This window comes from Bradyrhizobium sp. S3.7.6 (genome assembly GCF_054061875.1).
Map to the genome: position 1 here is coordinate 3,856,412 of NZ_JBSSEQ010000001.1, position 26,035 is coordinate 3,882,446.

The window sequence follows — 26,035 nt, forward strand, 5'->3', positions numbered from 1 at the left end:
ACCAAAGCGCGACGGTGTCGGTTCCATTCCGCTCGCCTCAAGCGCTGGATAAAGGCGCGAACTGCGCGCCGCCGCGCTAGAGCGCGGATCCCGACCGCAGGCCGCGCGACCGCAAGATGCCGAACGGGTCTTCACGCCCGGCCAGTTTCCGATATGTCGCAAGGTCGTCAAGCGTCGGACCTTCTCCGCGTCGGACATTCCCACTCGTTCCAACCGGAATCGACGTGCCGAGGCCGGCATAGAGATAGCTGTCGCCGAACGCCTTCTTGAGCGCGGCAAAAGTCGGCTCACCGGTGCAATGCCCCGGTGCTACGGCGTCGACCTTGAACCTGTCCTTCAGAGCGGTAACGACTTTCGCGATTGTCTCGTCAGGCGCCACGACCAGATGAAATCCGCCGGCGATGAGATGAATCCTGGGATTGATACCGGTCGCCGCTTCGACAATGCGCTCGATCCCGGGGTGCGAACAACCGACCAGAAGGACTACGCCTTCTGCGGTGTTGACGGCCAGAGACAGCTCCTTGAGCTCTCTTGTCCCGGGCGCGTCGGAGATCAGCGAAATCAGCGTGATGCCGGGAGCAATCTCGGTCGTCTGATCGATCAGTTCGAAGTTTGCGTTGGCCCATGCCGAGCCGAACTTCATCACCGCTGGGGGCTTGCCTCCGTAGTACCGCATCTCCGGCGGCAAGGCCTCGTCTTTCCGGAAGAAGCCGGAAGGCAACGAAGAGCCATAGATGCCAAATCCTTCCTTCGGCGCGTAGATCTTGACGGTCGGATTGACGCTTAGGACGTAGGACAAACCCGCCATATGATCGGAGTGGCGGTGCGAAAGAACGACAAAGTCGAGGTTCGAGAGGTTGACACCCCTGGCCTTCACGTTTGCCGCGAAGATTTCGGCGTCGTTACCCGTGTCGAACAGGATGCGTTTTCCCGCGACTTCGACAAGGGCGGAAAAACCCCAGTCCTTTGTCATCGCGTCATTTGTGCCGAAGGCGTCATAAAGAATGGTGATCTGGTCTTTCGCGTCGGCTGCTGCGATCTCGGTGGTTCCGGTCGCGAAAACGTTGAAGGCGATCAGTGCGGCAAGAAGACTGTCCCTGATGTTCATGGAAGCGTCTCCTGTTGTCATGCAAAACATACAACGGGAACGAGGGCGGCTTCGAAAGAGCCGGGAGGCTCGCGTCAAGATCGGAGCCCAACAGACATCCACCGGCGGTCTCGTGCCGGATGCCGTGGCTGCGATCGAGCCTAGCACAATCCGAGAGCGACTGGAGACCTTCGTTGGGGCGGCCGGCCGGAACCAGATAGGCGTCCAGCCGCCAAGCTCTAGATCCTCGTCAGCCCGCAGCTCGCTGCCAGCCGCACGAGTTGCGCGTCGGTGCGCGCGCCGGTCTTGGTCTTGATCAAATAGTGATAGTTCTGCACCGTCTTGACGCTGAGATTGAGATGAGCAGCAATCTGCTCGGTCGTCGCGCCGCCGGCGAATTGGCGCAGGATCTCGATCTCGCGCTCACCCAGTTGGTCCAGCGCCGAGCCCGCCGACAGGCTGTCCTCGGCCAAAATGTGCGCGATGTCGTCGCTCATGGCGCGCTCGCCGCGCGCAACGCTGCGGATCGCGGTGACGACTGCGGAGGGTTCGCTGCTCTTGGTGACGAAGCCGCTGGCGCCGGCGCTGAAGGCGGCTTTCACCAGCACGGCTTCGTTGTGCATGGTGAAGACGAGGATGCGCGCCCGCGGGCTGCGCGCGCGGATGTTGCGGATCGCCTCCAGCCCGCTCGCGCCGGGCATCGAGATATCCAGCAGGACGACATCGGGGTCGTGCGCCTTGAAGGCGCCGTAGGCGTCGGCCGCGTTGTCGGCCTCCGCCACGACATGGAGATCGCCCTGGCTCTCCAGCACGCGCCGGTAGCCTTGCCGGACGATCGGATGGTCGTCGACCAGCAGCACGGAGATGCCTGTTGCCGCGACATCGCTCATGTCGGCCTCACGCGGCGAGCGGGATGGTGGCGGCGACGCTGAGGCCTCCTCGCGCAGGCAGGATCGAGAGCGATCCGCCGGCCGCCGCGACCCGCTCGCGGATGCCGGTGAGACCGAAGCCGGTCGACTGCGCCACGCGTGCCGCGTCGCCGCCGCCGTCGTCCTCGACACGGATCAGTAACGCGTCGTCGTCACCGGCGCGCCGCTCGATGCGCAAGGAGATTTCGCGCGCCGAGCTGTGGCGCAGTGCGTTGGTCAGGCATTCCTGCGCCACGCGATAGGCGGTGGTGGCGGCCGGGCCGCTGATGTCGGTGAGGTCGCCCCTGAGGTCGAGCCGGATGGTCGGCTGGGCAGCGCTTTGCGAGCGCCAGCTGTCCACCAAATTGACCAAGCTGGCCTCGAGCCCAAGCTCCTCGGGCAGGGGATTGCGCAGGCGTTTGAGCGCATCGCGCAACGAGGCCATCAGATGATGGGTGGCCTGCGAGATCATGCGCGCGTCCTGCGCGATTGCGTTATCCTTGCTCTCCTTCGCGCTTGCGGTCTCGATCGTGTTGGCGAAGGCGAGGATGGCGGAGAGATTTTGGCCGAACTCGTCGTGCAGCTCGCGGGCGAGCGCGCGGCGTTCGTCGTCACGGATCTCGATCAGCCGCCTTGTCAGCGCCGCGCGCTGTTCGGTGGCTTCCTCGAGCCGGCCGCCGAGCTCGCCGACGGCGCTGCCGATCATCGCCAGCTCCATGGAGCGGAAGCGCGGCAGTTTCGTGCGATACTGGCCCCGCGCCATGCGCTGGAGCGCGGCGACGATGGTGCGCGCCGGCGCCAGCGCGTGCGCGATGGCGAGCGACGCCAAGAGCGCGATCGCCGCCGCCATCAGAAGCGCGACGTCGACCACGTTGAGGAGATACTCCCAGGCAAGCGAGATGGCCGCTGCGGCATCCGGCGTCGCGACGACCGTTCCGGCGGCTGCCGCGCGGGGACTGACGGGTCTTATCACTTCGGCGTGGCTGCCGAGGAAGATGGGTACGATCGCGGTGAACCAGTGCGGCGGCGTCTTGCCTAGCCCCACGCTCTGGCCGCAGAGCGGCCGTTCGAATGCGATGGCCGGCTGGAACTCGACGCAGACGCCGGGCGAGATCAGCTTCATCGTCTCCAGGGTGCGCCACTCCGGAACCGGCAAGAGCTGCTCGCGCGTTCTGCTGCTGCGCAACAAGAACTCGTGCCAGTACAGCGCCTGAAGTGCCTGCGCGACCCGCTGCGCCGAGGCCGCGGTCGCCCGGTCGACGCTGCGATAGGCGTCGAACGTGGCCCAGACGGTCGCCGCGCCAAGGCAGAGCGCGACAATGAGAAGCAGACGGGCGACAAGCTGAAGCACGAGGCGCATGCGATCACCCTCAACGTTTGGTAAGGTCAGCCTAACAACGCCGCCGCGCCTTGCCAATTGCGGGGTTTGGGCCGGATTGCAGCTCGGGCAAATTTCCCAAGCCGGATTGGGCATGGCTCTTTGGACCGCGCGCGGCGGCTTTGATCTAATCGGGGTGGAATCGTTGCAGGCCAATCCCTGCAAGCCAGGAGCAGTGCAGCATGAGTTCGATGACGATTGGACCGATCGCGGGGTCTGCTGCCGACCCATCCGAGCGCAGTGCGCTGCTGTTCTGGATGATCTTCACCGGGCTGTCGATCTTCGCCGTCGTGCTGCTGTGGCGCTTCGGCCTGATCCGTCTGATGCTGAGCTCGGACCGCACTTACATTTCCAGCGTGATCGCGCTGCTCTATGTCGTCACCTGCGGCCACTGCTTCCTGCGGACGCGGGCGATCGCCCGTGAAGGCGCGGCGGCGCGGCGCTGCCGGGCGGTGCTCGCGGCGCCCGGGGGCAGCAAGGTGCTCGACGGCAGCGCGGCCGCGCTGCCACGCGGGCTGGTGCGGGACCATATCGAGAGCCTCGTGACGAAAGCGTCCGCGCAGGACTACCGGGCGGTCGACCAGACGCTGCTGCTGCGGACGCTGGCCGACCGGCTGCGCGGCTCCAACGGGTTCGGTGCCTTCGTCTCGGACACGCTGATGAAGCTCGGCCTGCTCGGCACCATCATCGGCTTCATCATCATGCTGGCGCCGATCGCGGGGCTGGACGCCGCCGACAAGGTCGCGATGCGTTCCTCGATGGGGCTGATGAGCGACGGCATGGCGGTCGCGATGTACACGACGCTGGCGGGCCTCGTCGGCTCGATCCTGGTGCGCATCCAGTATTACATGCTGGATGCCGCGACCCAGCGCGTGTTCTCGGACGCGGTGGTGCTGACCGAGACCTATGTGACGCCGGTGCTGGAGCGCAAAGGCGCTGGAACCGCGTCATGATGGATGACTTTGGTCTCTATCCACGCGAGGAGCCGTTCGATCCGCTGGGCGTGATGCTGTTCAAGGCGCTCCAGGTGATCGCTTTCCTGTTCTTCCTCGCGCTCCTCGCGGTGTCGCCCGATGCCAAGGACGGCAAGATCGATTCCAAGGCCGAGTTCATGATCACGCTGGACTGGCCGGACAGCCATCCAGACGATCTCGACCTGTTCGTGCAGGATCCCGCCGGCAACATCGCCTGGTATCGCCACCGCGAAGCCGGCTTCCTCACGCTCGATCGCGACGACCGCGGCGGGGCCAACGACTTCATCATGGTCAACGGCAAGAAGATCGCCTCGCCGATCCGCGAGGAGATCGTCACGGTGCGCGGCATCCTCGCCGGCGAATACACCGTCAATGTCTCACATTTCGTGGCGACGACGGGCGAGCCGGTCCAGGCCAATGTGAAGGTGCAGAAGCTCAATCCGACCGCGCAGGTGGTCTTCGACAACAAATTCACGCTCGATCACACCGGCGACGAGAAGACCGCGGTGCGGTTCCGGCTCGATGCCGAGGGCAAGGTCGTCAATGTGGACCAGCGGCCGAAATCGCTGCTGGAGACGTTCCGCAGCAGTTGGCGCAACGGCGCCGATCTCGACCCGAGGACCGGTGTGAGCAAGAACGCTGTGAGGGTGCGCCGTGACTAGCCTGCAGACGGTCATCCTCACGCTGTCGGTCGCCTACGCCGTCATCGGCGCGCTGCTGCTGGTCGTGCTGGTCTATGCGCGGCTGCACTGGTCGTTGAAGGCCGTCGCGGTGGTCGTGACCAGCGCCTTCTATGTCGTCAGCTTCACCGAGATGCGCGGACTGCTCGGCTGGGCCAGCGCCGACCGGCTGCCGGCGACCTTCAAGCTGCTGAAGGCCCGCATCGTCGAGCCGCATTCGCTGGAAGGCGATCCCGGCTCGATCTATCTCTGGGTCGAGCAGCTCGACGAGGACAATCGGCCGAGCGGCATCCCGCGCGCCTTTCGTGTGCCCTACAATGACAGGCTGGCCGACAAGACCCATGCGGCGGAGAACGAGATCGCGCTGGGACATCCGCAAGGCGGCCGCGCCGCCGATTTCGGCGGCGGCGATGGCAGTCTCATTGACATGGTCCGGGAATATGTGACGCCGAAGACCATTTTGGAGACCACCGGCGGCGATTCCTCGACCGGCGAATTCCTCGCACCTCCGGCCGGCGCGCAAGGCGCGGTGTTCACCCCGATTCCGCCGCCCCGGATGCCGCCGAAAGACGAGCAATAGGCTCTTCACCATCGCGACAGGGGCACGCTGGAAAACGCACCCGCACTGGCGCATCTTCTTGACGTCCCTCAATTTGGCCTTATCGGCTTCCGATAAGACCTTTGGGGTGGAGGGTGCGTGCTTCTCGCTGTCTTCTCGGATATCCACGGCAACCGGCAGGCGTTCGAGGCCTGCCTGAAGGTTGCCCGCGCGAAGGGCGCGGAGCGGTTCGTCCTGCTCGGCGATTTCGTCGGCTATGGCGCCGATCCGGAATGGGTCGTGGATACCGCGATGGGTCTGGTCCGGGAGGGCGCCATCGCCGTCCGCGGCAATCATGACGAGGCGGTCAACACCACGACCGAAGCCATGAATGCGGAGGCGCAGATCGCGATCGAATGGACGCGCGGACGGCTCGACGTCGCGCAGCGGCGGTTCCTCGCCGAGCTGCCGATGCTCGTGGATGAGAAGGAGCGCCTTTACGTCCACTCGGAGGCCTCGAGCCCGCAGCGCTGGCACTATGTCCGTTCGACAGCGGATGCCGCCAAGAGCCTGATATCGACGCCCGCCCATGTCACCTTCTGCGGCCACATCCATCGCCCGGCGCTCTATTCGATGTCGGTGACGGCGAAGATGACGGGCCTCGTGCCCAAGACCGACGTTTCCGTGCCGCTGCTGCGCGGGCGGCAATGGCTGGCCGTGCTCGGCTCGGTGGGCCAGCCTCGCGATGGCGATCCATCCGCAGCCTTCGTGCTGTTCGACACCGTGTCGTGCCAGATCACCTATTGCCGCGCGCCCTATGATATCGCGAGCGCGGCGAACAAGATTCGCGAGAACGGCCTGCCGCCCTGGCTCGCCGACCGGCTGTCGCAGGGACGCTAGAGGCCGATGCCGCAATCCCTGGTCAAATCAGGCGCCGAGATCGACGGCTACACCATCGGTGAATGCGTCCATGCCGGCGGCATGGCGACGCTGTGGACCGTCACCCATCCCGGCATCGACGTGCCGCTGCTGATGAAGATTCCGCGGGTGTCGGAGGGCGAGGACCCCGCCGCGATCGTCTCGTTCGAGATGGAGATGATGATCTTGCCGCGGGTCGCCGGGCCGCACGTGCCCTCGTGTTTCGGCACCGGCGACTTCGCGCACCAGGCCTACGCCGTGATCGAGCGCATTCCCGGGACCACGCTCTACAAGCGGCTGCCCGACCTGCCGCTCCCATACGAGGAGGCGCGGCAGCTCGTCGCGAAGATCGCCGCCGCGCTGGCCGATCTGCACCGGCAGAACGTGATCCATCACGACATCAAGCCGAGCAGCATCATGTTCCGCGATAGCGGCGAGGCGGTCCTGATCGATTACGGCCTGTCGCACCACAACCATCTGCCGGACCTGTTGCAGGAGGAATTCCGCCTGCCTTACGGCACCGCGCCCTACATGGCGCCCGAGCGGCTGTTGGGGGTACGCGACGATCCGCGCAGCGATCTGTTTTCGCTGGGTGTGCTGCTCTATTTCTTCACCACCGGCGAGCGTCCCTTCGGCGAGGGCGAGACGCTGCGCGCGATGCGTCGCCGGCTGTGGCGCGATCCGCATCCGCCGCGCGAATTGCGCGCGGACTATCCGCCCTGGCTTCAGGAGGTGGTGCTGCGCTGTCTCGAGATCGAGCCGGTGCGGCGCTATCCGACCGCGTCCCAGCTCGCCTTCGATCTCGCTCATCCGGACCAGGTCAGGCTCACCGCGCGTTCGGAACGGCTGAAGCGCGACCCCTTGAGCGTCGCCTGGCGGCGGCGCTTCAACCTGGGTGTCATGGCGCCGCGCGCGAAATCGGACGTCGCCGCGCAAATCGCCTCCAGCCCGATCCTCGCGGTCGCGCTCGACACGGTGGAAGGCGCGGGCGAGCTGAACGAGGCGCTGCGCGTGACGACCGAGCGCATTCTCGCGACGCTGCCGTCGGCGCGGCTTGCCTGCGTCAACGTGCTCAAGCTCAACCGCATCGCGATCGACCGGACGCTCGACGAGCAGGGCTCCAACAAGCATATCGACCGCCTGGTCGCGCTCCGGCATTGGGCGACGCCGCTCAAGCTGGATGAGAGCCGGCTGTCGGTTCACGTGCTGGAGGCCGTCGACCCCGCCGCGGCGCTGTTGGAATTCGCCGAGGTCAATCAGGTCGACCACGTCATCATCGGCGCACGGCAGAGCTCGTTCCGCCGCGCGCTGCTCGGCAGCGTCTCGGCCAAGGTGGCCTCGGAGGCGGCCTGCACCGTCACTGTGGTGCGGCCGCCGCGAATGGCTGCTGCGAAACCAGACGCCGGCGTCGTGTGGGGCTAGGAAAGATCACGCCGCGTGGGCGGCGTGGACGGAGCGCTTGCGGCGGATCGGCCAGCAGAATTGCGGGCCGGGCTCGCCGTGATCCGCGCCGCCGCCGAAATACTGGATGATCTCGCGGCAGGGCTCGCAATTGAAGAGGTTACGCGACGCAGATGCCTTGGTCATTTCCTTCAGGCAGTTCGGGCAGTGCGGTTTCATCGGGCGTGGTCCAGAACAGAATTCAATGCCGGCGCGGTGACCGGAGCGGGTGATCCGGGTCCGCCATCTCGGGCCCGGTGTCGTCGCGCCTCTCGCCTTCGGTGCGTTCGAGCCGACCGAAGAAATAGTCGAGGTCAGGATGCGGGCGCCGCGGGATGCGGCACCTGCGCTTCAGTTGACGCTTCACGAGCGCGATCTGCATGGGCTCAGGCCCGATACCAGTCGCGACGGACGATGCGGGCCGAACGTGCCGGCACCCTCGCCGGTCCGGCCGATGGGCCGAACACAACAAACGCACTGAAACCAAGCCACAACGCCACGCCAGTCCAAACCAGGGTCGTCGTCATGATGTGCTCCCGCGAAAACAGGCAAGAATCACTAGCGGTGATTTGCACGAATCAGGGAAGCCCGGAGGAGTACGGATCAAGGTGCAATTTAGGCATTGCGCGTCGCAACGCCCGTAAGACCCGCAGCTTTTCAGCAAATATGTTGCTTGTGCTTCAGATCGCTTCGCCGCGTGCGCCTGCGGCGGCGTTACGGATCGCGGCGATGTTGGTCTTGTACGCTTCCTGCGTGCCGCCCTTGAACACGGAGGTGCCGGCGACGAAGGCGTTGGCGCCCGCCGCGGCCAGGGGACCCGCGACATCGGGACCGACGCCGCCATCGACCTCGATGTCGATCGGACGTCCCGCCGTCATCGCGCGGATGTCGCGGATCTTGCCGATCGCAGACGGGATGAAGGCCTGGCCGCCGAAGCCGGGATTGACCGACATCACCAGCACGAGGTCGACGAGGTCGATGACGTATTCGAGCACGCTGATCGGCGTGCCCGGGTTGAGCGAGACGCCGGCCTTCTTGCCGAGCGCGCGGATCGCCTGGAGCGAGCGGTGCAGATGGGGACCGGCTTCCGCATGCACGGTGATGTGGTCACAGCCGGCTTTGGCGAAGGCCTCGAGATAGGGGTCGCAGGGCGAGATCATCAGATGCGCGTCGAAGATCTTCTTGGTGTGCGGGCGCATCGCCTTGATGACGTCGGGGCCGTAGGAGATGTTGGGCACGAAATGACCGTCCATCACGTCGAGATGGATCCAGTCGGCGCCGGCCGCGTCCACCGCGCGCACCTCTTCGCCGAGCTTGGAGAAGTCCGAGGCCAGGATCGAGGGCGCGATGGCCAGGGGGCGGGGAGTGAAGGCTGGGGTCATGGCGCGGTGTCCCGTGGCGGCCGTGAAAGATGATGCTCGCCTAACATGGGCCTCTCAGCCGGGCAATGCAGGGCTGGTGTGCTTCCTGTGGGCGGAAATTTCTGCCGCGACCGGCATGAATTGCCGGTGTTCCCGAGCCGCGCCAGGCGTCGCGAACGCGGATTTCATTGAGCTTTTTGCGCTGGCACGACGCTTGCTGGCATCACCGCCAGAACATTGGCTGCGGCGTGCCGCATCGGTTGGAGTTGTGCAATGTTGTTTGCCCTTGGTGCCGTATCGAGCGCGCTCGACGCGATCCAGTCGCTGACGAACTCGAAATCGTCCTCGTCGACCCAGAAGACGGGGTCTTCGCAGAGCGCGCCGACCAATCCGTTCGCGATCGACAGCAGCAGCACGACGAGCAACGCGACCTCGCCGGTCAACGCGGGCAAAACTCCGCAGATCTCGCCGGAGACCATGAACGCGCTGTTCGCCGCGCAAAGCCAGTCGACGGACAGCACCGGCAGCGCGGCCAGCTCGACCTCGTCGAGCTCGACGTCTTCGACCTCGACGAGCCGCGACGCTGCGCTGAAGGACCTGTTCTCTCAGATCGACGGGGACGGCGACGGCAAGATCACCAAGTCCGAATTCGAGAACGCGCTCGGCGCTGGCGGCACCAACCTAGCGCAGGCCGACGACGTGTTCTCGAAGATGGATACGAATTCCGACGGCAGCGTCAGCCTGGATGAGATGTCGAAGGCGCTGAAGAGCGGCCATCACGGCCATGCCCACGGTGCCAGCGGCTCCGGCGATGGATCGGATTCCGCCTCGAAGCCGAGCGGCGGATCGACCTCGACCACGACGACCGCGGCCGACGGCTCGACCACCACCACCGTCACCTATGCCGACGGCTTCAAGATGTCGACGACGGTCCCGGGCGCCTCCAGCTCCTCTCGCAATTCGGCCTACGATCTGTTCGCGCAGTTGATGCAGCGGCAAGGCGGGCAGGGGCAAGGCGCCTCAGCGACCGCCGGCTCGTCGATGTCGATGAGCGTCTGACGCCCACTCGCTGTCATGCCCCGGCTTGCCGCCTTCGCTAAAGCTTCGGCGGCCGAGCACCCTTGTGGCCCCGGCGTAGCCTTGGCGGAGCCGGGACCGGGGCATCCAGTACGCCGCGGCTTCTCGGTTCAATCACAACTGCCTCTGGAATACTGGATCGCCCGGTCTTCGCCGGGCGATGACGCGCGATATGTGGCGAGAGGCGCGTGCCCCTTACGCGCCGAAGCGGTCCTTCCACGCCGGTAATGCTCCCGCAAACGGCAGCGCCGTTGCGCTGTACACGCCGCGCGCGATCGCGCGCGCGACCACGTTGGCGGCGACAGTGCCGAGCTCGGTGAGGCCGACCAGCGGCTCGATCGGCTTCTCGCAGGTCGCAGCCGCAAACAGCACGTCGCCGTCGGTCGGGGCATGCACCGGATAGATGGCGCGGGCAAATCCGGTGTGCGCGATCATCGCAAGCCGCTTGGCCTGGGCCTTGGTCAGCGTCGCATCGGTGACGACGGCGCCGATCGTGGTGTTCTCGCGCGCGCTCGCGGCGGGGCCGCCCTTGATGCGCATCGCCAGCATGTCAGGCGTGAACTTGGCTGGCAGGCCGCGCCCGCCGAACTCGCCGTTCTCCTCGAACGGCGCCGCCCAGAACCACGGTCCCTCGCCGACGGTTGCGCTGCCGACCGCGTTGACGACCACGATGGCGGCGACCTTGATGCCGTTGGGCAAGACCGCTGAAGCCGAGCCGAGCCCGCCCTTGAAGGTCGCAGTGGTGCAGCCGAGGCCCGCGCCGACGCTGCCCAGCGCGAAATCGTGGCCCGCGGCCACAGCTGCCGCGTAACCGAGATCGCGATAGGGCGCGAAGCGACCCCAGGCCTTGTCACCGCCGTTGAGCAGGTCGAACACGATGGCGCCCGGCACGATCGGGATCACCGCCTCGCGAATCCGGAAGCCGCGGCCCTGTTCGGCAAGCCAGGCCTGGACGCCGCCGCCGGCCTCGATGCCGAAGGCGGAGCCGCCGGACAGCGCAATCGCATCGACGCGCTCGACTGTGCTGGCAAGGTCGAGCAGCGCATCCTCGCGCGTGCCGGGCCCGCCGCCGCGCACGTCGATCGCCGCGACCGCCGGGGCATCGAAGATGATCGCTGTCGTGCCGGAGGCGACTTTCGCATCCTCGGCATGGCCGACGCGGACGCCGGCGATATCGGTAAGCAGATTATTCAAGGCCGGCACTCCATGCGCTTCAGGCATCAGCGATAGCGCACCGATGCCGCGCGCTCAACTCGCCAGCGCCGTCCTGAGCATCTTGGCGAGCTCGGATTTGCGGTAGGGCTTGGCCAGCAGCAGCACGCCGGAATCGAGCCGGCCGTGATGGACGATGGCGTTCTCGGTGTAGCCCGAGGTGAACAGCGTCTTCAGGTCGGGACGCCGCCGCACCGCCTCGTCCGCGAGCTGGCGGCCGTTCATGTGGCCCGGCATGATGATGTCGGTGAAGAGCAGGTCGATGCCCTTGTCGGCATCGATGATGGTGAGGGCTTCGGCCGCGTTGGCGGCCTCGAGCGCGGCATAGCCGAGGCTCTTGATCTGGGTCACGACATATTGCCGTACCAGCGCGTCGTCCTCGACGATCAGGATCTTCTCGTCGCCGCCGGCGATGGGCACGTTCTGGAGCGACTCGTACTCGCTCTCCTGCACGCCGCTCGAGCGCGGCAGGTAGATCTTCACGCTCGTGCCGTGGCCTTCCTCGCTGTAGATCTTGATGTGGCCGCCGGACTGCTTGACGAAGCCGAACACCATGCTGAGCCCGAGCCCGGTGCCCTTGCCGACCTCCTTGGTGGTGAAGAACGGGTCGAACACCCGCTCCATCAGGTCCGGTGGAATGCCGGTGCCGGTGTCGCTGACCGCGATCATCACATAGCTGCCGGCGACGACGTCGGGATTCATGCTGGCATAGCCGTCGTCGAGGAAGATGTTGCGGGTCTCCAGCACCAGCGTGCCGCCGTCCGGCATGGCGTCGCGCGCGTTCAGCGCGAGATTGAGGATCGCGGTGGAAAGCTGGCCCGGGTCGACCAGCGCCGGCCAGGCATCCTCGGTGAGCTGCGGCATGATGGTGATCTGCTCGCCGAGGGTCGGGTGCAGCAGCTTGGCGGCCTCGAGCGCCAGCGCATTGACGTCGATCTCGCGCGGCTGGAGCGGCTGCTTGCGGGCAAAGGCGAGCAGGTGCTTGGTCAGTTGCGCGCCGCGCTCGGCGGCGTCGTCGATCAGCTTGGTGATGGCGGCGAGCTCAGGACGGTCGGCCACCGCATCCGCGAGGATGCCGATCGTGCCGGTGATGACGGTCAGCACGTTGTTGAAATCGTGGGCGACGCCGCCGGTCAGCTGGCCGATGGAGTCCATTTTCTGGACCTGCCTGAGCTGGGCCTCCGCGGCCTGCTTCTCGGTGAGGTCGCGGCCGATGAAGAAATGGCGCTTCACAGGCTCCGACCAGGTGCCCATCCAGTTCAGCGTCACCTCGTGACCGTCGTAGTGGTAGTAGCGCGCCTCGAAGCTGCGCTTGACCGCGCCACGCCGCGCCGCGCGCATCTCGCTGCGGGTGTTGTCGAGGTCATCGGGGTGAATGAACTCGATGGCGCTGTGCCCGATCATGTCCTCCGGCTTGTACCCGAGGATGTCCTTCACGCTCGGGCTGATCTGGATGAAATTGCCGTAACCGTCCGTCACGAGGATCAGGTCCTGCGAGGTCTCGAAGATGCGCTGGCGCTCCTCGATCTCGCGGTTGAGGGCGGATTCCGCCCGCTTCCGCTCGGTGATGTCGCGAGCGACCTTGGAGGCGCCGATGATCTTGCCGTCGGTCGATCGCAGCGGGACCTGGCTCAGCAGGACGTCGATCGGCTGGCCACTCTTGTGCAGCCGCACGGTCTCGTGCTGGTCGATGACCTCGCCGTTGCGGGTGCGGGCCAGCATTTCGGCGACTTCCTCGCGCTGCCCCTCGGGCATGATGATATCGACCTGGCGGCCGATCGCCTCGCTGGCGGAGTAGCCGAAGACGTGCTCTGCCGCCTTGTTCCAGGACGTGATGGTGCCGTCGAGCGACTTCGTGATGATGGCGTCGTTGGAGGACTCGACGACGGCGCTGAACAGCCGCTCGCGCTCGGCATAATAGTTCCGCTCCGAGCTCGACTGCCGCTGCAGCGCGCCGACCATGCCTGCCGTGTTGGCCTGGAGCCGCACGTTCTCGATGAGCAGCACCGCGAGCACGAAACTCGACGCAAAGAGGCCGTAGAGACGGCCGGCATAGAAACCGAGGTCGAAACGCGCGACGTTGACGATCGCCGACAGCGCGATGTCGAACAGCCAGGCGCACATCGTGACCATGAGCCAGACGTCGATCACCGTGTGCGGCTTGCGAAACCACAGCGTGACCAGCGCCGCGAAGCTCAGGGACCACACGAACGACACCACGCCGATCATGGTGGGGGTGTAGTGGCCGTCCTTGAGCAGGACCGGTAGCAGGCCGTGCTGCGCAGTCACCAGCCAGGCGAAGACGGTCAACGCGACGAACACGCCGGCGACGGAAAGTGCGATCGCGGGAGCCGTCGCGCCCGCAACCCTGTTGCCGCCGTTGCCGTCCTTGAGCCAGGCATAGGCCAGCACGAACAGCGGGAAACCGGCGTGCCAGATCATGTAGAGCCAGACGGTGGTCTGCGGGCCTGCACCGAACAATCCGGCCGGGGCGAACAGCCCGGGGAAGGTGAGGGCGTGGGTCACCGCGGCGCCCGCCGTGAACATATAGCCGATCGACAGCAGCAGCAGCGCGCGGCTGCGCAGCACGGCGAACTGCGACAGCAGCAAAACGGCGGTGATGATGTCGCTGACCGCGAGCGCCGACTGGTAGCTCGCCACGAAGGCCGGCACCTGCGCGAGCGGCAAGCCCGCAAACGGTACCGCCAGTGCGAACAGGATCGCGGAGATGCCGACGATCGCCAACGCAGCCCTGCGATCGCTTCGCGTAGCCGGCAAGGTCGACAGGAATGTGCTTCGGTCGTTAGGCGCTAGCACGTCGATCTCTCGTAAGCCGGCATGATGACCTCCTACGTCAATCTCTTCCGGCCGGGAAGCCGCTACCCGCATGGTAGCCCGCTCCGGGCGCGCATCCTGACAGAAAGCGCATGCGACTCAACCGAAGGTTACAGCTTATTTAACTTGGGGTGGGACTTGGAACAGGTAGCTGGTAAGAGGTGATTTACCGGGACAGACCCATACTGCCTTGCCGGGCACTTGCGGTGAATTGAACCAAATAATGATACGTATCCGGGAGTTGTTCCCATGCGCCGTGTTCTCGTTGTCGACGACCAGAAGGAGGTCCGCGCCATGGTCGCGATCGTGCTTCGGGTCAACCGCTTTGACGTCGTCGAAGCCGAGAGCGGCGCAGCGGGCCTGAAAGCCTTCAGCGAGGGCGCTTTCGATGCCGCGATCGTCGATATTTTCCTGGCCGACACCAGCGGCGTTGACGTCATGGCGGCCATTCGCGAGCGAGTTCCCGGGTTCCCGATCGTCGCGGTCTCCGGCATGACCGCGCTGGATTTCATGGGCGAGGCGCCTGGTCTGGCCGACGTGGTATGCCTGCAAAAGCCATTTCGGCCGAACGATCTCCTGCAAGCGCTCCACAAGGCCCAGGCTGCGGCGGGCGGCGAACTCTCCGCAGCCGTGTGACCGCACGGCGAAAGAAAACGCCCCGGCGAACCGGGGCGTTGGATTGATCCGGTTAAAAGGTCAGGCATCCTGTCTTAGGTGCCGTTGCCCTTGATCTCGGCGTAGCCGCCCTTGGCGTCCCATTTGTAGACGACATAGTCGAGCTGCTTGATGTCGCCCTTGGCGTCATACTCGATCGGGCCGATCACGGTGTCCCACTTGCCGGCCTTGATCGCCGCCATGACCTTCTTGGCGTCCGTGGTGCCGGCCTTCTTTGCCGCCTGCGACCAGACCTGCATCGCCGCGTAGGTGTAGAGCGTATAGCCCTCGGGGTCGATGTTCTTGGCCTTGAAGGCGTCGACGATCTTCTTCGCGGTCGGCTTGTTGCGCGGATCGGGGCCGAAGGTGAACAGCGTGCCTTCGCCGGCCGGACCAGTGATGGAGGCGTACTCCTTGTCGGCGAGCGCATCGCCGGCCATCAGGATCGTCTTGAGGCCCTGGTCACGCATCTGGCGCAGGATCAGGCCGCTCTCCTGATGATAACCGCCGACATAGACGAGGTCGATGTTGTCGCGCTTCAGGCGCGAGACGATCGCGTTGAAGTCCTTGTCGCCCTTGTTGTAGGACTCGTACATCTTCTCGGTGATGCCGGCCTTGTTGAGCGCCTTCTTGGTCTCGTCGGCGAGACCCTTGCCGTAGGTGGTCTTGTCGTTGAGGATCGCGATGTTCTTGCCCTTGTAGTTCTTGGCGATGTACTGCGCCGCGACCAGGCCCTGCTGGTCGTCACGGCCGCAGACGCGCGCCACGTTCCAGAGTCCGCTATCGGTGAACTTCGGATTGGTCGAGGCGGGGGTAATCTGGAGCACGTTGCCGTCGGCATAGGCTTCGGAGGCGGGGATCGACGACGACGAGCAATAGTGCCCGGCCACGAACGGGATTTTCGCGCCGGCGATCTTCTCGGCGATCGAGCGCGCCTGCTTCGGATCGCAGGCATCGTCCTCGACGTTGAGCGCGAGCTTCTTGCCGTTGACGCCGCCGGCGGCGTTGATGTCAGCCACGGCCATCTCGGCGCCGTTCTTCATCTGGCGGCCGAAGGCGGACTCTCCGCCGGTCATCGGGCCTGCGACTGCGACGGTGACATCCTGCGCGAACGCCGCGCTCGATAGCGCGATCGACGCGCCGAATGCCAGACCGATGAGCTTCAGTGATTTCATGAGATACCTCGCGGGTGGTCGCCTGTGGAAGTTGCCGGATACGCCCGGTCCAAACCGGCGCCATTCTCGAATGAATCTCGGGAGAAGTCACCGGCAAAATACGGGCATTGGCGGAGATATCTCGCCACATTCGGCCGCACGGGCTCCGCCGTCGGGCAACCTCAGCCGTGCCGGCCGCCTTCCAGGTAGGCGGCGCGAATCTCGGGGCGCTGCAACAACTCGGCGCCGGTCCCGGCCAGCGTGATCAGGCCGTTGACCATGACGTAACCGCGATGGGCGAGCTTCAGCGCATGGTTGGCGTTCTGCTCGACGATCAGGACCGTCAGGCCGTCCTGGCGGTTCAGGGTGCGGATCGCATCGAAAATCTGGCGCGCGATCAGCGGCGCCAGCCCGAGCGAGGGCTCGTCGAGCAGAAGCAGGCGGGGGCGGCTCATCAGGGCGCGGCCGATTGCCAGCATCTGCTGCTCGCCGCCGGACAGCGTTCCACCGCGCTGGGCGTAGCGCTCCTTCAGCCGCGGGAACAGCGTGAAGACGCGTTGCAGCGTGGCCTCGCGTTCGGCGTCGGTGCATCCGGTGGCATCCGCCCCCATCTGGAGGTTTTCCGCGACGCTCATGCGCGGGAAGATGCGGCGGCCTTCCGGCGATTGCGCGATGCGCAAATGGGCGATCTCATGCGTGGGAACGTCGGTGATGTCGCGGCCTTCGTACAGGATATGGCCGGCGCGGGCGCGCGGCTTGCCGAAGATCGTCATCATCAGCGTGGACTTGCCGGCGCCGTTGGCGCCGATCAGCGCGACGATCTCGCCGGCGCTGATCTCGACATCGACGCCCTTTAGCGCCTCGATCTTGCCGTAGGCGGCGCGCAGGCCCCGGATCGAGAGCAGGGGAGTGGACGCCGACGTCACGACCCGCTCTCCATCACCGCCACGGCCTCTTCCTCGTCGGTGCCGAGATAGGCGGCGATCACCTTGGGATCGTCGCGGATCTCGCGCGGGGTGCCTTCCGCGATCTTGACGCCATGGTCCATCACCACGATGTGGTCGGAGATCTCCATCACGACCGACATGTCGTGCTCGATCAGCAGGATCGAGGTACCGAGCTCGTTGCGGATCGAGAGCAGGAGCTCGCTCAAGGCGGCGCTCTCGCGCGCGTTGAGACCCGCGGCGGGCTCGTCCAGGCATAAAAGCGCGGGCTCGGTGCACATCGCGCGCGCGATCTCGAGCCGGCGCTGGTCGCCATAGGCGAAATTGCCGGCGGCATCGTCGGCGCGGTCGAGCAGATTGACCCGCTTCAGCCAGTCGGTGGCGAGGTCGATCGCGCGCTTTTCGGCGTCGCGGTAGCCGGGCGCGCCGATGAGGCCGAGAAAAGTGAAGCCGGAGGCGCGCATCAACGCGTTGTGCTGTGCCACCATCAGGTTTTCCAGCGCGGTCATGCCGGGAAACAGGCGGATGTTCTGGAAGGTGCGCGCCACCTTGGCCTGCTTGGCGATGCGGAAATCGTTGAGCCGCTCCAGCGCAATCAGCTTGCCGTCGTCATGGGTGAGGCGAATGGCGCCGCCGCTCGGCTTGTAGAAGCCGGTGATGCAGTTGAACACGGTGGTCTTGCCGGCGCCGTTCGGTCCGATCAGCGCGGTGATCTTCTTCCGTTCGGCCGCAAACGACAGGTCCTGCACGGCGACGATGCCACCGAAGCGCATGGTCAGCCGATCGACGCCAAGAATCTTGTCGCTAATCTTGTCGGCGCTCATCCGTGCCCTTCCTTGACGAGGTCGGAAGAGATCGCCTGCGCCTTGGTCAGATACACGGTCGGCGCGCGATGGCCGATCAGGCCGCGCGGCCGCCAGATCATGATCAGCACCATGGCCATGCCGAACACCAGCATGCGGTAGGTCTCGAGGCTGCGGAACAGCTCGAAGCCGCCGATCATGGCGAGCGCGGCGAGCGCGACGCCGAGCTGCGAGCCCATGCCGCCGAGCACGACGATGGCGAGCACCAGCGCCGATTCCTGGAAGGTGAAGGATTCCGGACTGATGAAGCCCTGGCGCGTCGCGAAGAACGCACCGGCAAAGCCGCCGAACATAGCGCCGGTCGCGAACGCCGTGAGCTTGGTGGTCGTGGTGTTGATGCCGAGCGCGCGGCAGGCGACCTCGTCCTCGCGCAAGGCCTCCCAGGCGCGGCCGATCGGCAGGCGGCGCAGCCGGATCGTCACCCAGTTGGTGAGCAGCGCAAGCGCCAGGATCAGGTAGAACAGGAAGACGATGCGCTGGGTCGGCGAATATTCGATGCCGAGCCTGGCGGCGAGCCCGTTGTCGCTGTTGTCCAGCGGGATGCCGAAGAACGAGGGGCGGGGAATGCTGGAGACGCCGTTGGGGCCGCCGGTGAGGCTCTGCCAGTTGATGATGACGAGGCGGATGATCTCGCCGAAGGCGAGCGTCACGATGGCGAGATAGTCGCCGCGCAGGCGCAGTACGGGGAAGCCGAGCAGCACGCCCCAGAACGCGGCGAGGATGCCGGCAAGCGGCAGGCAGACCCAGAACGACCAGCCGAAATTGGTGGCGAGCAGCGCGTAGGAATAGGCGCCGACCGCATAGAAGGCGACGTAGCCGAGGTCGAGCAGGCCGGCGAGCCCGACCACGACATTCAGCCCCCAGCCCAGCATCACATAGGTGAGCACGAGGATCGCGAGATCGAGGATATAGCGCTGGTCATAGAAGATCACCGGCACAAGCACCGTGAAGATCAGAAGTGCGGGCGCCAGGTAGCGGCCCAGAAACGACATGCCGCTGCGTACAGCCGGCGGCACCAGCTTGTCGGTGCCGCTGGACCCGATCCACTGTCGCAACAGCCCGAGCACGATCGAGCCGCCGAACACGGCGGCAACGAGGGAGGCGACCTCGCCGAAGCGGGTCCAATAGGTGAGCTGGCCGTCGGAACCCGCTTCGGTGCGGACGCCGACCATCAGCGAGAACAGCACCAGCGCGATCAGGGCGTTGACGAAGGCCGTCTTCAGCAGAGCGGGGATGTCCGTTGCAGGTTTGGCCGTATTGCTCGAGAGAATTGTCACGCGGTGACCGTCAGACTTTTTCGACTTCGGGACGGCCAAGCAGGCCGGTCGGCATGAAGATCAGCACGACGATCAGGATCGAGAACGCCGCGACGTCCTTGTACTCGACCGAGAAATAGGCCGACCAGAACGTCTCGATCAGGCCGATCGCGAGACCGCCCAGCATGGCGCCAGGCAGCGAGCCGATGCCGCCGAGCACCGCCGCGGTGAACGCCTTGATGCCGGCCACGAAGCCCATGAAGAAATCCACCAGGCCGTAATAGAGCAGGTACATCAGGCCCGCGACCGCGGCGAGTGCGGCGCCGATCACGAAGGTCATGGAGATGGTGCGGTCGACGTTGACGCCGAGCAGCGCCGCCATGGTCTGGTCCTGCTCGCAGGCGCGCATGTCGCGGCCGAGCCGGGTGCGCGACACCAGCCAGGTGAAGATTCCAAGCAGCACGATGGTGGTGAGAACCACCATGATCTGGATGTTGGAGAGCTGGATCACAAAACCGTCCGCGCTTTCGTGCAGCGTATAGCCGCCGGTGATGAAGGGCGGGATCGGCTTGACGCGGGCGCCCTGCGCCACCTGCGAGTAATTGGTCAGCACGAAGGACATGCCGATCGCCGACAGCATCGGGGCGAGGCGGAAGGAATGACGCAGGGGCCGGTAGGCGATGCGTTCGATGGTCCAGCCATAGAGCGCGGTGATCGCCATCGACACCAGCAGCACCACCAGCAGGATCACCGGGATCGCGGTCAAGCCGAGTGAGATCAGGATCAGGAAGGTGATCAGGGCGATGAAGCCGCCGATCATGAAGACATCGCCATGGGCGAAATTGATCATGCCGACGATGCCGTAGACCATCGTATAGCCGATGGCGATCAGGCCGTAGATCGAGCCCAGAACGAGACCGTTGATGAGCTGCTGGGCGAAATAATCCATGGGCTGCCGTTACCAAACCTGACGCGGCTCAAAGGGAGCTCTTCGAGAGAAAGTGTGATTGAGTTTCTTCTCGGGCCCCGGCAGCCCCTAAGCATTCTTCTCGTTTTGTAACAGGAGGGAACTGGTGGCTGCAACTGGCCATGCCTCGACACAAAGGCTTGTACAGAGGTCATTTCGCTACGGATGTCATTTCGGTTCCGCAGGTGCGAGGAACCGGGTTCCGCAAAGCAACCAAACTGAATCCCGGCCGTTGTCTCTCCTCTGAGGTCCAACTAGGGAGTTCCCCCAAATGTCGAAGCAGCAAGATCAGAATCCGGGCCAGCAGACTCAGAAACCCGGGCAGCAGCAGGGTGGCGGGCAGAAACCCGGACAGCAGCAGCAGGATCCGCAGCGCCAGGGCGAGAAGCCCGGCCAGCAACAGGGCGGCCAGCACGGTCAGGACAAGTAGTTTCGGAGCCTAGACGTGAAGAGGGCCCCGCCGGGAGGCGGGGCCTTTTTCCTTGGGCGCGCCGCCCGGCGGGCCGGTTAAGGTAAACAAAGGGTTTAAATTGCCGCCATGGTCTGATGCGAGTTAGCTCCCCGGCAAAGCCTTTCCATGGAAGGCGCGCAGCGAGCGAAGCGGGAAGCGGCATGTTCAGGAATTGGCGGATCGGTTCGGTCAACGGCGCCCTGCTGGCGGCCTATTTCATCCCGGCCTGGACGCTCGTGGCCTTCAACATCATGGTGGCACCGGTGCACGGCCTCTACGAGCGGCCGAGTGTCGCGGTGGCGCTGTTCCTCAGCGATCATCTTCAGATGGCGGGGATGAGCACGGTGCGTGCCGCCTGGCTGCTGGCGCTGGGCCGGCTGACGGTGGTGGCGTTCTTTGCCATCTATCTCGCGCTTCTGTGTATTCCCCGCGTCCGCAAGAATGGCGGCAGCGACGAGGCGCTCGGCATTGCGCTTGCGATCGGCAGCCTCATCTCGTTTACGAGCATGTTGATGGCCTCGAAGGTCGGCGAGATGGCCGCGCTCCGGCTGCATGCCACCGAACTCCTGCTGCTGCTCGGCGCTGCCATCGTGGTGGTGATCGAGCGGCCCGCGCCGGCGCCCAAGAACGTTCGGGAGGCCGTCGAAACCGCCGCGCCGCTAGCTCTTGAGCAGGCCGAGCTCCTGCACAATCGCTGAGGCTTCCTTGACGGCGTGGTTCGCCGCCGGCACGCCGCAATAGATTGCCTGCTGAAGCAGGATTTCCTTGATGTCGTCGGGGGTGAAGCCGCCCTCGGCGAGCGCCGCGCGCACATGCAGGCGGAATTCGTCCCATTGCCCCAGCGCGACCATGGTGCCGATCACGAGCACGCGCCGCGTACGCTCGTCGAAATGCGGCCGCGTCCAGATCTCGCCCCAGGCGTAGCGCGTGATCATGTCCTGGAAGTCGGTGTTGAAGGCATTGCGGTTCGCGATCGACTTGTCGACCCAGGCATTGCCCAGCACCTTCCGGCGCGCGTTCATGCCGGCATCGCGGCGCTTCTGGTCGTCCATGTTTTTTCTCCGGATAGCGGCTAGCGCTGCGTCAGGAAACCCACCACCGCGTCGGTGAACGCGTGCGGCTGCTCGACATTTGAAATGTGCGCGGCGTCGATGATGGTCATGCTTGCGCCGGGAATGTTGGAGCGGATCAATTCACCCGCCGAGATCGGCGTCGCCATGTCGTGGCGGCCGGCGATCACCAGTGTCGGGCTCTTGATCTTGGCGAGCAGCTCGCGCTGGTCGAGCGTCGACAGCGCCTCGCAGCAGGCGAGATAGCCCTCGACGGGGGAGGCGAGCAGCATCGACTTCATCTTCGCCGTGATCTGCGGCTCGCGCTCGCGGAAATCCTGGGTCAGCCAGCCCGCGATGACGGCATCGGCCACCGCCGCGATGCCGCCCTTCTTCACGGCGTCGATGCGCTCCAGCCATTTGGTCGGCTCGGCGTAGTAGCAGGAGGTGTTGGCGAGGATGAGCTTGCCGAAGCGCTCCGGCGCATTGGCCCCTAACCATTGCCCGACCATGCCGCCCATCGACAGGCCGCACCAATGCACCTTCTCGATGTTGAGGTCGTCGAGGATTGCCAGCACGTCGCGGCCGAAGCGCTCCATCGTATAGGGGGCAGGCGGAACGTTGGACTTGCCGTGGCCGCGGCGGTCGTAGCGGATGACGCGGAACACCTGCGTCAACGCCTTCATCTGCGGCTCCCACATCTGCAACGTGCAGCCCAGCGAGTTGGACAGCATCAGCGTCGGCCCGCCGTCGCGGCCCTCGACGGAGACGTTGATCAGGCAACCGTCGGCATCGATCATGGGCATGCTGGGCGTCTCCGTTTCAGTCGCGCTCGAGGCTGTCGAGCAGCCGGTCGATCAGGGCTTGGGAAGCCCCTTGATAGGCCATCGGCTCGAACAATGCCGCAATTTTTTCCGGCGAAAGATGCGCCGTGACCTGCGAATCGGCCGCGAGAACCTCGCGCAGATGCTTCTTCTCGGCGACCGCGCGCTTGCTGGCGGCCTCGATCAGATGATGCGCATCGCTCTTGCCGATCTTGTCGGCCAGCGCAAACGTAACGGCTTCCGCCATGATGAGCCCATGCGTCGCATCGAGATTGCTGCGCATGCGCGCGGCATCGACGTCGAGGCCCTCCGCGATATCGACGATGGCGGCGAGCGCGCCCGAGGCGACCAGCATCAATTGCGGCAGCGTCGGCCATTCCGCGTGCCAGGGGCCGGCGCTGCGCTCGTGGTCCTGCACTTGAGCTGCGAAGATCGTCGCGGCGAGCTGTGGCGCCATGGTTGCGCAGCCCAGCGCGCTCGCGGCCGCGACCGGGTTGCGCTTGTGCGGCATGGTCGAGGAGCCACCGCGGCCTTCGCCGGCGGGCTCGAACGCTTCGCCAACATCGGTCTGCATCATCAGCGAGACGTCGCGCGCGATCTTGCCGCAGCTTCCGGCGAGAATCGCAAAGCATGATGCGGCTTCCGCGATCCGGTCGCGATGGGTGTGCCAGGGCGCTTCCGGCAGCGGCAGGTTGAGCTCCTGCGCCAATCGCTCTGCAACGACGAGCCCCTTGTCGCCGAGGGCCGCGAGCGTGCCGGCGGCACCGCCGAATTGCAGCGCAAGGCCCTCGCGGGAGAGCCGCCGCAGGCGGCAGCGGGCGCGGGCGAGGCTTGATGCGTATTCCGCGGCCTTGAGCCCGAACGGCATCGGCAGCGCGTGCTGGAGCCAGGTCCGCGCCACCATGGCGGTGTTGCGATGGCTCCGCGCCAGGGCGGCAAAGCCCTTGATGGCGCGGCTGAGATCGGCATCGAGCGCATCGATGCCGGCGCGAAGCGTGAGCATGGTCGCGGTGTCGATGACGTCCTGGCTCGTCGCGCCCCAATGGACGTAGCGGGCGGCCTCCGCATCGGCCTTGCCGACATTGGCGGTCAGCGCCTTGACCAGGGGAATCGCGAGATTGCCGGATCGCGTCGCGGCCTCGCCCAGAGCGGCCATGTCAAAGGTATCGGCCCTGCACGCAGCTTCGATCGGGCCCACCGCGGATGCGGGAATCACATCCGTGGCGGCCTCGGCGCGTGCCAGGGCTGCCTCGAAATCGAGCATGTTCTGGAGGGTCGACCGGTCGTCGCAGACCGCGCGCATGGCTGGGCTCGACAGCATCGGCGCGAGCAGGGGGGAGAGGGCTGTGCTCATGTTGCGCGGGACCTAATCACCATGCCCCGGCTCTGCCAATCCCAAACCATCGGCGCAAAGCTTTTTGCAGTTGCGAATATGCATTGCACGTGGCCGGGGGCTGCCCTTTCCTTTGCGGCCTCCGTGCGTTACTTGAGCACATTATAGAGAAGCATCCGGGAGGTACCCCATGGCCATGACGATGAACGGCGAAGTCCAGCTTGCGGCGCCGCGCGAGGCCGTGTGGGAGAAGCTCAATAATCCCGAGGTGCTGAAGGCCTGCATCCCCGGCTGCGAGGAGCTGGAGAAGACCGACGACGGCGGCTTTCGCGCGACGGCGAAAATGAAGGTCGGGCCGGTGTCGGCGCGCTTCAAGGGCAAGGTCACACTCTCCGATCTCGACCCGCCGAACGGCTACAAGATCTCCGGCGAAGGCGAGGGCGGGGTGGCCGGCTTCGCCAAGGGCGGCGCTGTGGTCAAGCTCGCGGAGAAGGACGGCGGTACGCTGCTCTCCTACGAGGTCGAGGCGCAGATCGGCGGCAAGTTGGCGCAGCTCGGCCAGCGCCTCATCAACGGCGCCGCCAAGAAACTGGCCGACGAATTTTTCGCGAACTTCGCCAAAGCGGTACAGGGCTAGCGGTACAGGGCTGAAGGCTATCGCCTTTCGGCATGGCGCCTTGCATCCGGGGCGATGTTGCCCCCGGGCATAATGGCCCATATGATGGGTTGGAATAATTATAAGAACCGCTTCGACGGGACCCGTCGGGGCGCTGATAGAGAGTGCTTATGGCAAAAATCTCCCTCATCGTGAACGGCAATCCTGTCACGGCCAACGTCGATCCCCGCACCCTTCTGGTGCAGTTCCTGCGCGAGAATCTGCGCCTGACCGGCACCCATGTCGGCTGCGATACCTCGCAGTGCGGCGCCTGTGTCGTGCATCTCGACGGCAAGGCCGTGAAGTCCTGCACCACGCTGGCCGTGATGGCCGATGGCCACGAGGTCAAGACGATCGAGGGACTGGCCGCCGACGGCGCTCCGCTGCATCCGATGCAGGAGGCCTTCCGCGAGCACCATGGCCTGCAGTGCGGCTTCTGCACGCCGGGCATGATCATGACCGCGATCGACATCGTCCATCGCAAGGGCCACGAGCTCGACGACCACACCATCCGCGAGGAGCTGGAAGGCAATCTCTGCCGTTGCACCGGCTACCAGAACATCGTCGCTTCGATCTCCGCCGGCGCCAAGGCGATGGCGAAATCCGATCTCGCCTAACCGCGCGCGCATTCTGCGATCAGGACATTCAGATGTACGAATTCAAATACCATCGCCCTGGGACCGTTCGCCAGGCGGCCAACCTCCTGGTGAAGAACGAAGACGCCAAGGTGATCGCCGGCGGCCACACGCTGATTCCCGTCATGAAGCAGCGTCTCGCCAGCCCCCCGCATCTGGTCGACCTCTCCCACATCGAGGGGCTCAACACGATCGAGATGAAGGGCCGCGCGCTCGTGATCGGCGCCACCGCCAGGCATGCCGAGGTCGCAAGCTCCGCGATCGTCGGTGAGGCGATCCCGGCGCTGGCCAATCTTGCCAGCCAGATCGGCGACCCGGCCGTGCGCCACAAGGGCACGATCGGCGGCTCGCTCGCCAACAACGATCCGACCGCGGACTATCCGGCCGCGGTGCTCGCGCTCGGCGCCACCATCGTCACCAACAAGCGCCGCCTCAAGGCGGAAGAGTATTTCCAGGGCCTGTTCACGACGGCGCTCGAAGCCGACGAGATCATCACCAAGGTGATGTTCCCGCTGCCGAAGAAGGCGGCCTACATCAAGTTCCGCAACCAGGCTTCGCGCTATGCGCTGGTCGGCGTGTTCGTGGCGCGGCGTCCTTCGGACGTGCGCGTCGCCGTCACCGGCGCCGGCTCCGAAGGCGTGTTCCGCGTCACCGCGTTCGAGGAAGCCCTGAAGAAGCGCTTCGCCGCGAAGGCGCTCGACGGCATCGAGGTGCCGGCGGAAGGCCTCAACAGCGACATCCACGGCAGCGCCGAATACCGTGCGCATCTCATCGGGGTGCTGACGCGGCGTGCCCTCGATGCCGCCAACGCCAAGGAGTGAGTGAACCTCACGCCTCGGCCC

At 65.5% G+C, this 26,035-nt stretch carries 30 protein-coding genes; 12 read left to right on the top strand and 18 right to left on the bottom strand.

From position 1 onward, the window contains the following. Positions 1-76: 76 nt before the first annotated feature. The 3 genes from ACVJ5M_RS18150 to ACVJ5M_RS18160 all read right to left on the bottom strand — a co-directional run bounded on the left by ACVJ5M_RS18150 (position 77) and on the right by ACVJ5M_RS18160 (position 3,355). Positions 77-1,108: an MBL fold metallo-hydrolase gene (locus ACVJ5M_RS18150; protein WP_085404319.1), complete on the bottom strand. Its 1,032-nt coding sequence runs from the start codon at positions 1,106-1,108 to the stop codon at positions 77-79. Between the two features lie 218 nt (positions 1,109-1,326). Next, the gene (locus tag ACVJ5M_RS18155) at positions 1,327-1,977 is read right to left on the bottom strand and encodes a response regulator (protein ID WP_014494168.1); all 651 of its coding nucleotides are present in this window, start codon (positions 1,975-1,977) and stop codon (positions 1,327-1,329) included. Between the two features lie 7 nt (positions 1,978-1,984). After that, positions 1,985-3,355: a sensor histidine kinase gene (locus ACVJ5M_RS18160; RefSeq protein ID WP_247309368.1), complete on the bottom strand. Its 1,371-nt coding sequence runs from the start codon at positions 3,353-3,355 to the stop codon at positions 1,985-1,987. A 200-nt stretch (positions 3,356-3,555) separates the two neighbouring features. On the opposite strand from ACVJ5M_RS18160, the gene ACVJ5M_RS18165 reads away from it, so the two are divergent. From ACVJ5M_RS18165 to ACVJ5M_RS18185, 5 genes are all read left to right on the top strand, one after another. Then, positions 3,556-4,326, top strand: a complete 771-nt coding sequence (locus ACVJ5M_RS18165; RefSeq protein WP_166342492.1) for a MotA/TolQ/ExbB proton channel family protein — start codon at positions 3,556-3,558, stop codon at positions 4,324-4,326. Beyond that, positions 4,323-5,009: a hypothetical protein gene (locus tag ACVJ5M_RS18170; protein WP_028147462.1), complete on the top strand. Its 687-nt coding sequence runs from the start codon at positions 4,323-4,325 to the stop codon at positions 5,007-5,009. The genes ACVJ5M_RS18165 and ACVJ5M_RS18170 overlap by 4 nt, the downstream gene beginning before the upstream one ends. After that, positions 5,002-5,607: a hypothetical protein gene (locus ACVJ5M_RS18175; protein WP_354097481.1), complete on the top strand. Its 606-nt coding sequence runs from the start codon at positions 5,002-5,004 to the stop codon at positions 5,605-5,607. Before ACVJ5M_RS18170 ends, ACVJ5M_RS18175 begins: the two co-directional genes overlap by 8 nt. A gap of 117 nt (positions 5,608-5,724) precedes the next feature. Beyond that, positions 5,725-6,465, top strand: coding sequence for a metallophosphoesterase family protein (locus ACVJ5M_RS18180; protein ID WP_166342490.1), 741 nt, complete (start codon positions 5,725-5,727; stop codon positions 6,463-6,465). A 6-nt stretch (positions 6,466-6,471) separates the two neighbouring features. After that, positions 6,472-7,905: a serine/threonine protein kinase gene (locus ACVJ5M_RS18185; protein WP_166342489.1), complete on the top strand. Its 1,434-nt coding sequence runs from the start codon at positions 6,472-6,474 to the stop codon at positions 7,903-7,905. Between the two features lie 6 nt (positions 7,906-7,911). Here the strand turns inward: ACVJ5M_RS18185 and ACVJ5M_RS18190 are convergent, their stop codons facing one another. From ACVJ5M_RS18190 to ACVJ5M_RS18210, 5 genes are all read right to left on the bottom strand, one after another. Then, positions 7,912-8,103: a hypothetical protein gene (locus ACVJ5M_RS18190; protein ID WP_014494175.1), complete on the bottom strand. Its 192-nt coding sequence runs from the start codon at positions 8,101-8,103 to the stop codon at positions 7,912-7,914. 22 nt (positions 8,104-8,125) lie between these two features. Continuing rightward, positions 8,126-8,305 (bottom strand): hypothetical protein, encoded by a 180-nt coding sequence (locus ACVJ5M_RS18195; protein ID WP_166091403.1) that lies wholly within the window; start codon positions 8,303-8,305, stop codon positions 8,126-8,128. A gap of 4 nt (positions 8,306-8,309) precedes the next feature. Next, positions 8,310-8,450: a hypothetical protein gene (locus ACVJ5M_RS18200; RefSeq protein ID WP_166342488.1), complete on the bottom strand. Its 141-nt coding sequence runs from the start codon at positions 8,448-8,450 to the stop codon at positions 8,310-8,312. A 153-nt stretch (positions 8,451-8,603) separates the two neighbouring features. Further along, on the bottom strand, positions 8,604-9,305 hold the full coding sequence (rpe, locus tag ACVJ5M_RS18205) for a ribulose-phosphate 3-epimerase (protein WP_166342487.1): 702 nt from the start codon (positions 9,303-9,305) through the stop codon (positions 8,604-8,606). Positions 9,306-9,469: 164 nt separating this feature from the next. Continuing rightward, complete coding sequence (locus ACVJ5M_RS18210) at positions 9,470-9,727, bottom strand: hypothetical protein (protein ID WP_234678551.1); 258 nt, start codon at positions 9,725-9,727, stop codon at positions 9,470-9,472. On the opposite strand from ACVJ5M_RS18210, the gene ACVJ5M_RS18215 reads away from it, so the two are divergent. Beyond that, positions 9,609-10,343 (top strand): EF-hand domain-containing protein, encoded by a 735-nt coding sequence (locus ACVJ5M_RS18215; protein WP_234678570.1) that lies wholly within the window; start codon positions 9,609-9,611, stop codon positions 10,341-10,343. The genes ACVJ5M_RS18210 and ACVJ5M_RS18215 overlap by 119 nt on opposite strands. A gap of 213 nt (positions 10,344-10,556) precedes the next feature. Here ACVJ5M_RS18215 and ACVJ5M_RS18220 read toward each other — a convergent pair whose 3' ends face one another. Together ACVJ5M_RS18220 and ACVJ5M_RS18225 are read right to left on the bottom strand one after the other, a co-directional pair. Continuing rightward, on the bottom strand, positions 10,557-11,555 hold the full coding sequence (locus tag ACVJ5M_RS18220; protein ID WP_354097483.1) for a P1 family peptidase: 999 nt from the start codon (positions 11,553-11,555) through the stop codon (positions 10,557-10,559). Positions 11,556-11,609: 54 nt separating this feature from the next. Beyond that, on the bottom strand, positions 11,610-14,462 hold the full coding sequence (locus tag ACVJ5M_RS18225) for a PAS domain S-box protein (protein WP_135215444.1): 2,853 nt from the start codon (positions 14,460-14,462) through the stop codon (positions 11,610-11,612). 195 nt (positions 14,463-14,657) lie between these two features. Here ACVJ5M_RS18225 and ACVJ5M_RS18230 point away from each other — a divergent pair, with 195 nt between their 5' ends. Next, positions 14,658-15,044 carry a response regulator gene (locus ACVJ5M_RS18230; RefSeq protein ID WP_071912455.1) on the top strand — a complete coding sequence of 129 codons (387 nt, stop codon included), beginning with the start codon at positions 14,658-14,660 and terminating at the stop codon, positions 15,042-15,044. A gap of 74 nt (positions 15,045-15,118) precedes the next feature. Here ACVJ5M_RS18230 and ACVJ5M_RS18235 read toward each other — a convergent pair whose 3' ends face one another. From ACVJ5M_RS18235 to ACVJ5M_RS18255, 5 genes are all read right to left on the bottom strand, one after another. Then, positions 15,119-16,237 carry a branched-chain amino acid ABC transporter substrate-binding protein gene (locus ACVJ5M_RS18235; protein WP_028147453.1) on the bottom strand — a complete coding sequence of 373 codons (1,119 nt, stop codon included), beginning with the start codon at positions 16,235-16,237 and terminating at the stop codon, positions 15,119-15,121. 161 nt (positions 16,238-16,398) lie between these two features. Further along, the gene (locus ACVJ5M_RS18240; RefSeq protein WP_166342483.1) at positions 16,399-17,142 is read right to left on the bottom strand and encodes an ABC transporter ATP-binding protein; all 744 of its coding nucleotides are present in this window, start codon (positions 17,140-17,142) and stop codon (positions 16,399-16,401) included. Beyond that, positions 17,139-17,984, bottom strand: a complete 846-nt coding sequence (locus ACVJ5M_RS18245) for an ABC transporter ATP-binding protein (RefSeq protein ID WP_085404327.1) — start codon at positions 17,982-17,984, stop codon at positions 17,139-17,141. Before ACVJ5M_RS18245 ends, ACVJ5M_RS18240 begins: the two co-directional genes overlap by 4 nt. After that, positions 17,981-19,300: a high-affinity branched-chain amino acid ABC transporter permease LivM gene (gene livM, locus ACVJ5M_RS18250; RefSeq protein WP_085404375.1), complete on the bottom strand. Its 1,320-nt coding sequence runs from the start codon at positions 19,298-19,300 to the stop codon at positions 17,981-17,983. The genes ACVJ5M_RS18245 and livM overlap by 4 nt, the downstream gene beginning before the upstream one ends. A gap of 10 nt (positions 19,301-19,310) precedes the next feature. Further along, entirely contained in the window at positions 19,311-20,228 is a 918-nt protein-coding gene (locus tag ACVJ5M_RS18255) for an ABC transporter permease subunit (RefSeq protein WP_028147449.1), read from the bottom strand. A gap of 289 nt (positions 20,229-20,517) precedes the next feature. Between ACVJ5M_RS18255 and ACVJ5M_RS18260 the strand changes: the two genes are divergently transcribed. Together ACVJ5M_RS18260 and ACVJ5M_RS18265 are read left to right on the top strand one after the other, a co-directional pair. Next, positions 20,518-20,676 (top strand): hypothetical protein, encoded by a 159-nt coding sequence (locus ACVJ5M_RS18260; RefSeq protein WP_166091448.1) that lies wholly within the window; start codon positions 20,518-20,520, stop codon positions 20,674-20,676. 182 nt (positions 20,677-20,858) lie between these two features. Continuing rightward, the gene (locus ACVJ5M_RS18265; RefSeq protein WP_085404328.1) at positions 20,859-21,395 is read left to right on the top strand and encodes a hypothetical protein; all 537 of its coding nucleotides are present in this window, start codon (positions 20,859-20,861) and stop codon (positions 21,393-21,395) included. On the opposite strand, the gene ACVJ5M_RS18270 is transcribed toward ACVJ5M_RS18265, so the two are convergent. The 3 genes from ACVJ5M_RS18270 to ACVJ5M_RS18280 are packed head-to-tail and all read right to left on the bottom strand — an operon-like array spanning position 21,357 to position 23,924. Further along, positions 21,357-21,749, bottom strand: coding sequence for a carboxymuconolactone decarboxylase family protein (locus ACVJ5M_RS18270; protein WP_456679367.1), 393 nt, complete (start codon positions 21,747-21,749; stop codon positions 21,357-21,359). The two genes, ACVJ5M_RS18265 and ACVJ5M_RS18270, sit on opposite strands and share 39 nt — an antisense overlap. A gap of 20 nt (positions 21,750-21,769) precedes the next feature. Then, complete coding sequence (gene pcaD, locus ACVJ5M_RS18275) at positions 21,770-22,552, bottom strand: 3-oxoadipate enol-lactonase (RefSeq protein ID WP_085404329.1); 783 nt, start codon at positions 22,550-22,552, stop codon at positions 21,770-21,772. Between the two features lie 16 nt (positions 22,553-22,568). Beyond that, on the bottom strand, positions 22,569-23,924 hold the full coding sequence (locus tag ACVJ5M_RS18280; protein WP_085404330.1) for a 3-carboxy-cis,cis-muconate cycloisomerase: 1,356 nt from the start codon (positions 23,922-23,924) through the stop codon (positions 22,569-22,571). A 169-nt stretch (positions 23,925-24,093) separates the two neighbouring features. Here ACVJ5M_RS18280 and ACVJ5M_RS18285 point away from each other — a divergent pair, with 169 nt between their 5' ends. From ACVJ5M_RS18285 to ACVJ5M_RS18295, 3 genes are all read left to right on the top strand, one after another. Further along, a complete protein-coding gene (locus ACVJ5M_RS18285; protein ID WP_063982407.1) occupies positions 24,094-24,540 on the top strand; it encodes an SRPBCC family protein in 447 nt (148 codons plus the stop codon). A gap of 149 nt (positions 24,541-24,689) precedes the next feature. Beyond that, positions 24,690-25,175, top strand: a complete 486-nt coding sequence (locus ACVJ5M_RS18290) for a (2Fe-2S)-binding protein (protein ID WP_014494194.1) — start codon at positions 24,690-24,692, stop codon at positions 25,173-25,175. 32 nt (positions 25,176-25,207) lie between these two features. After that, positions 25,208-26,014, top strand: coding sequence for an FAD binding domain-containing protein (locus tag ACVJ5M_RS18295; protein ID WP_014494195.1), 807 nt, complete (start codon positions 25,208-25,210; stop codon positions 26,012-26,014). Positions 26,015-26,035: the final 21 nt, after the last annotated feature.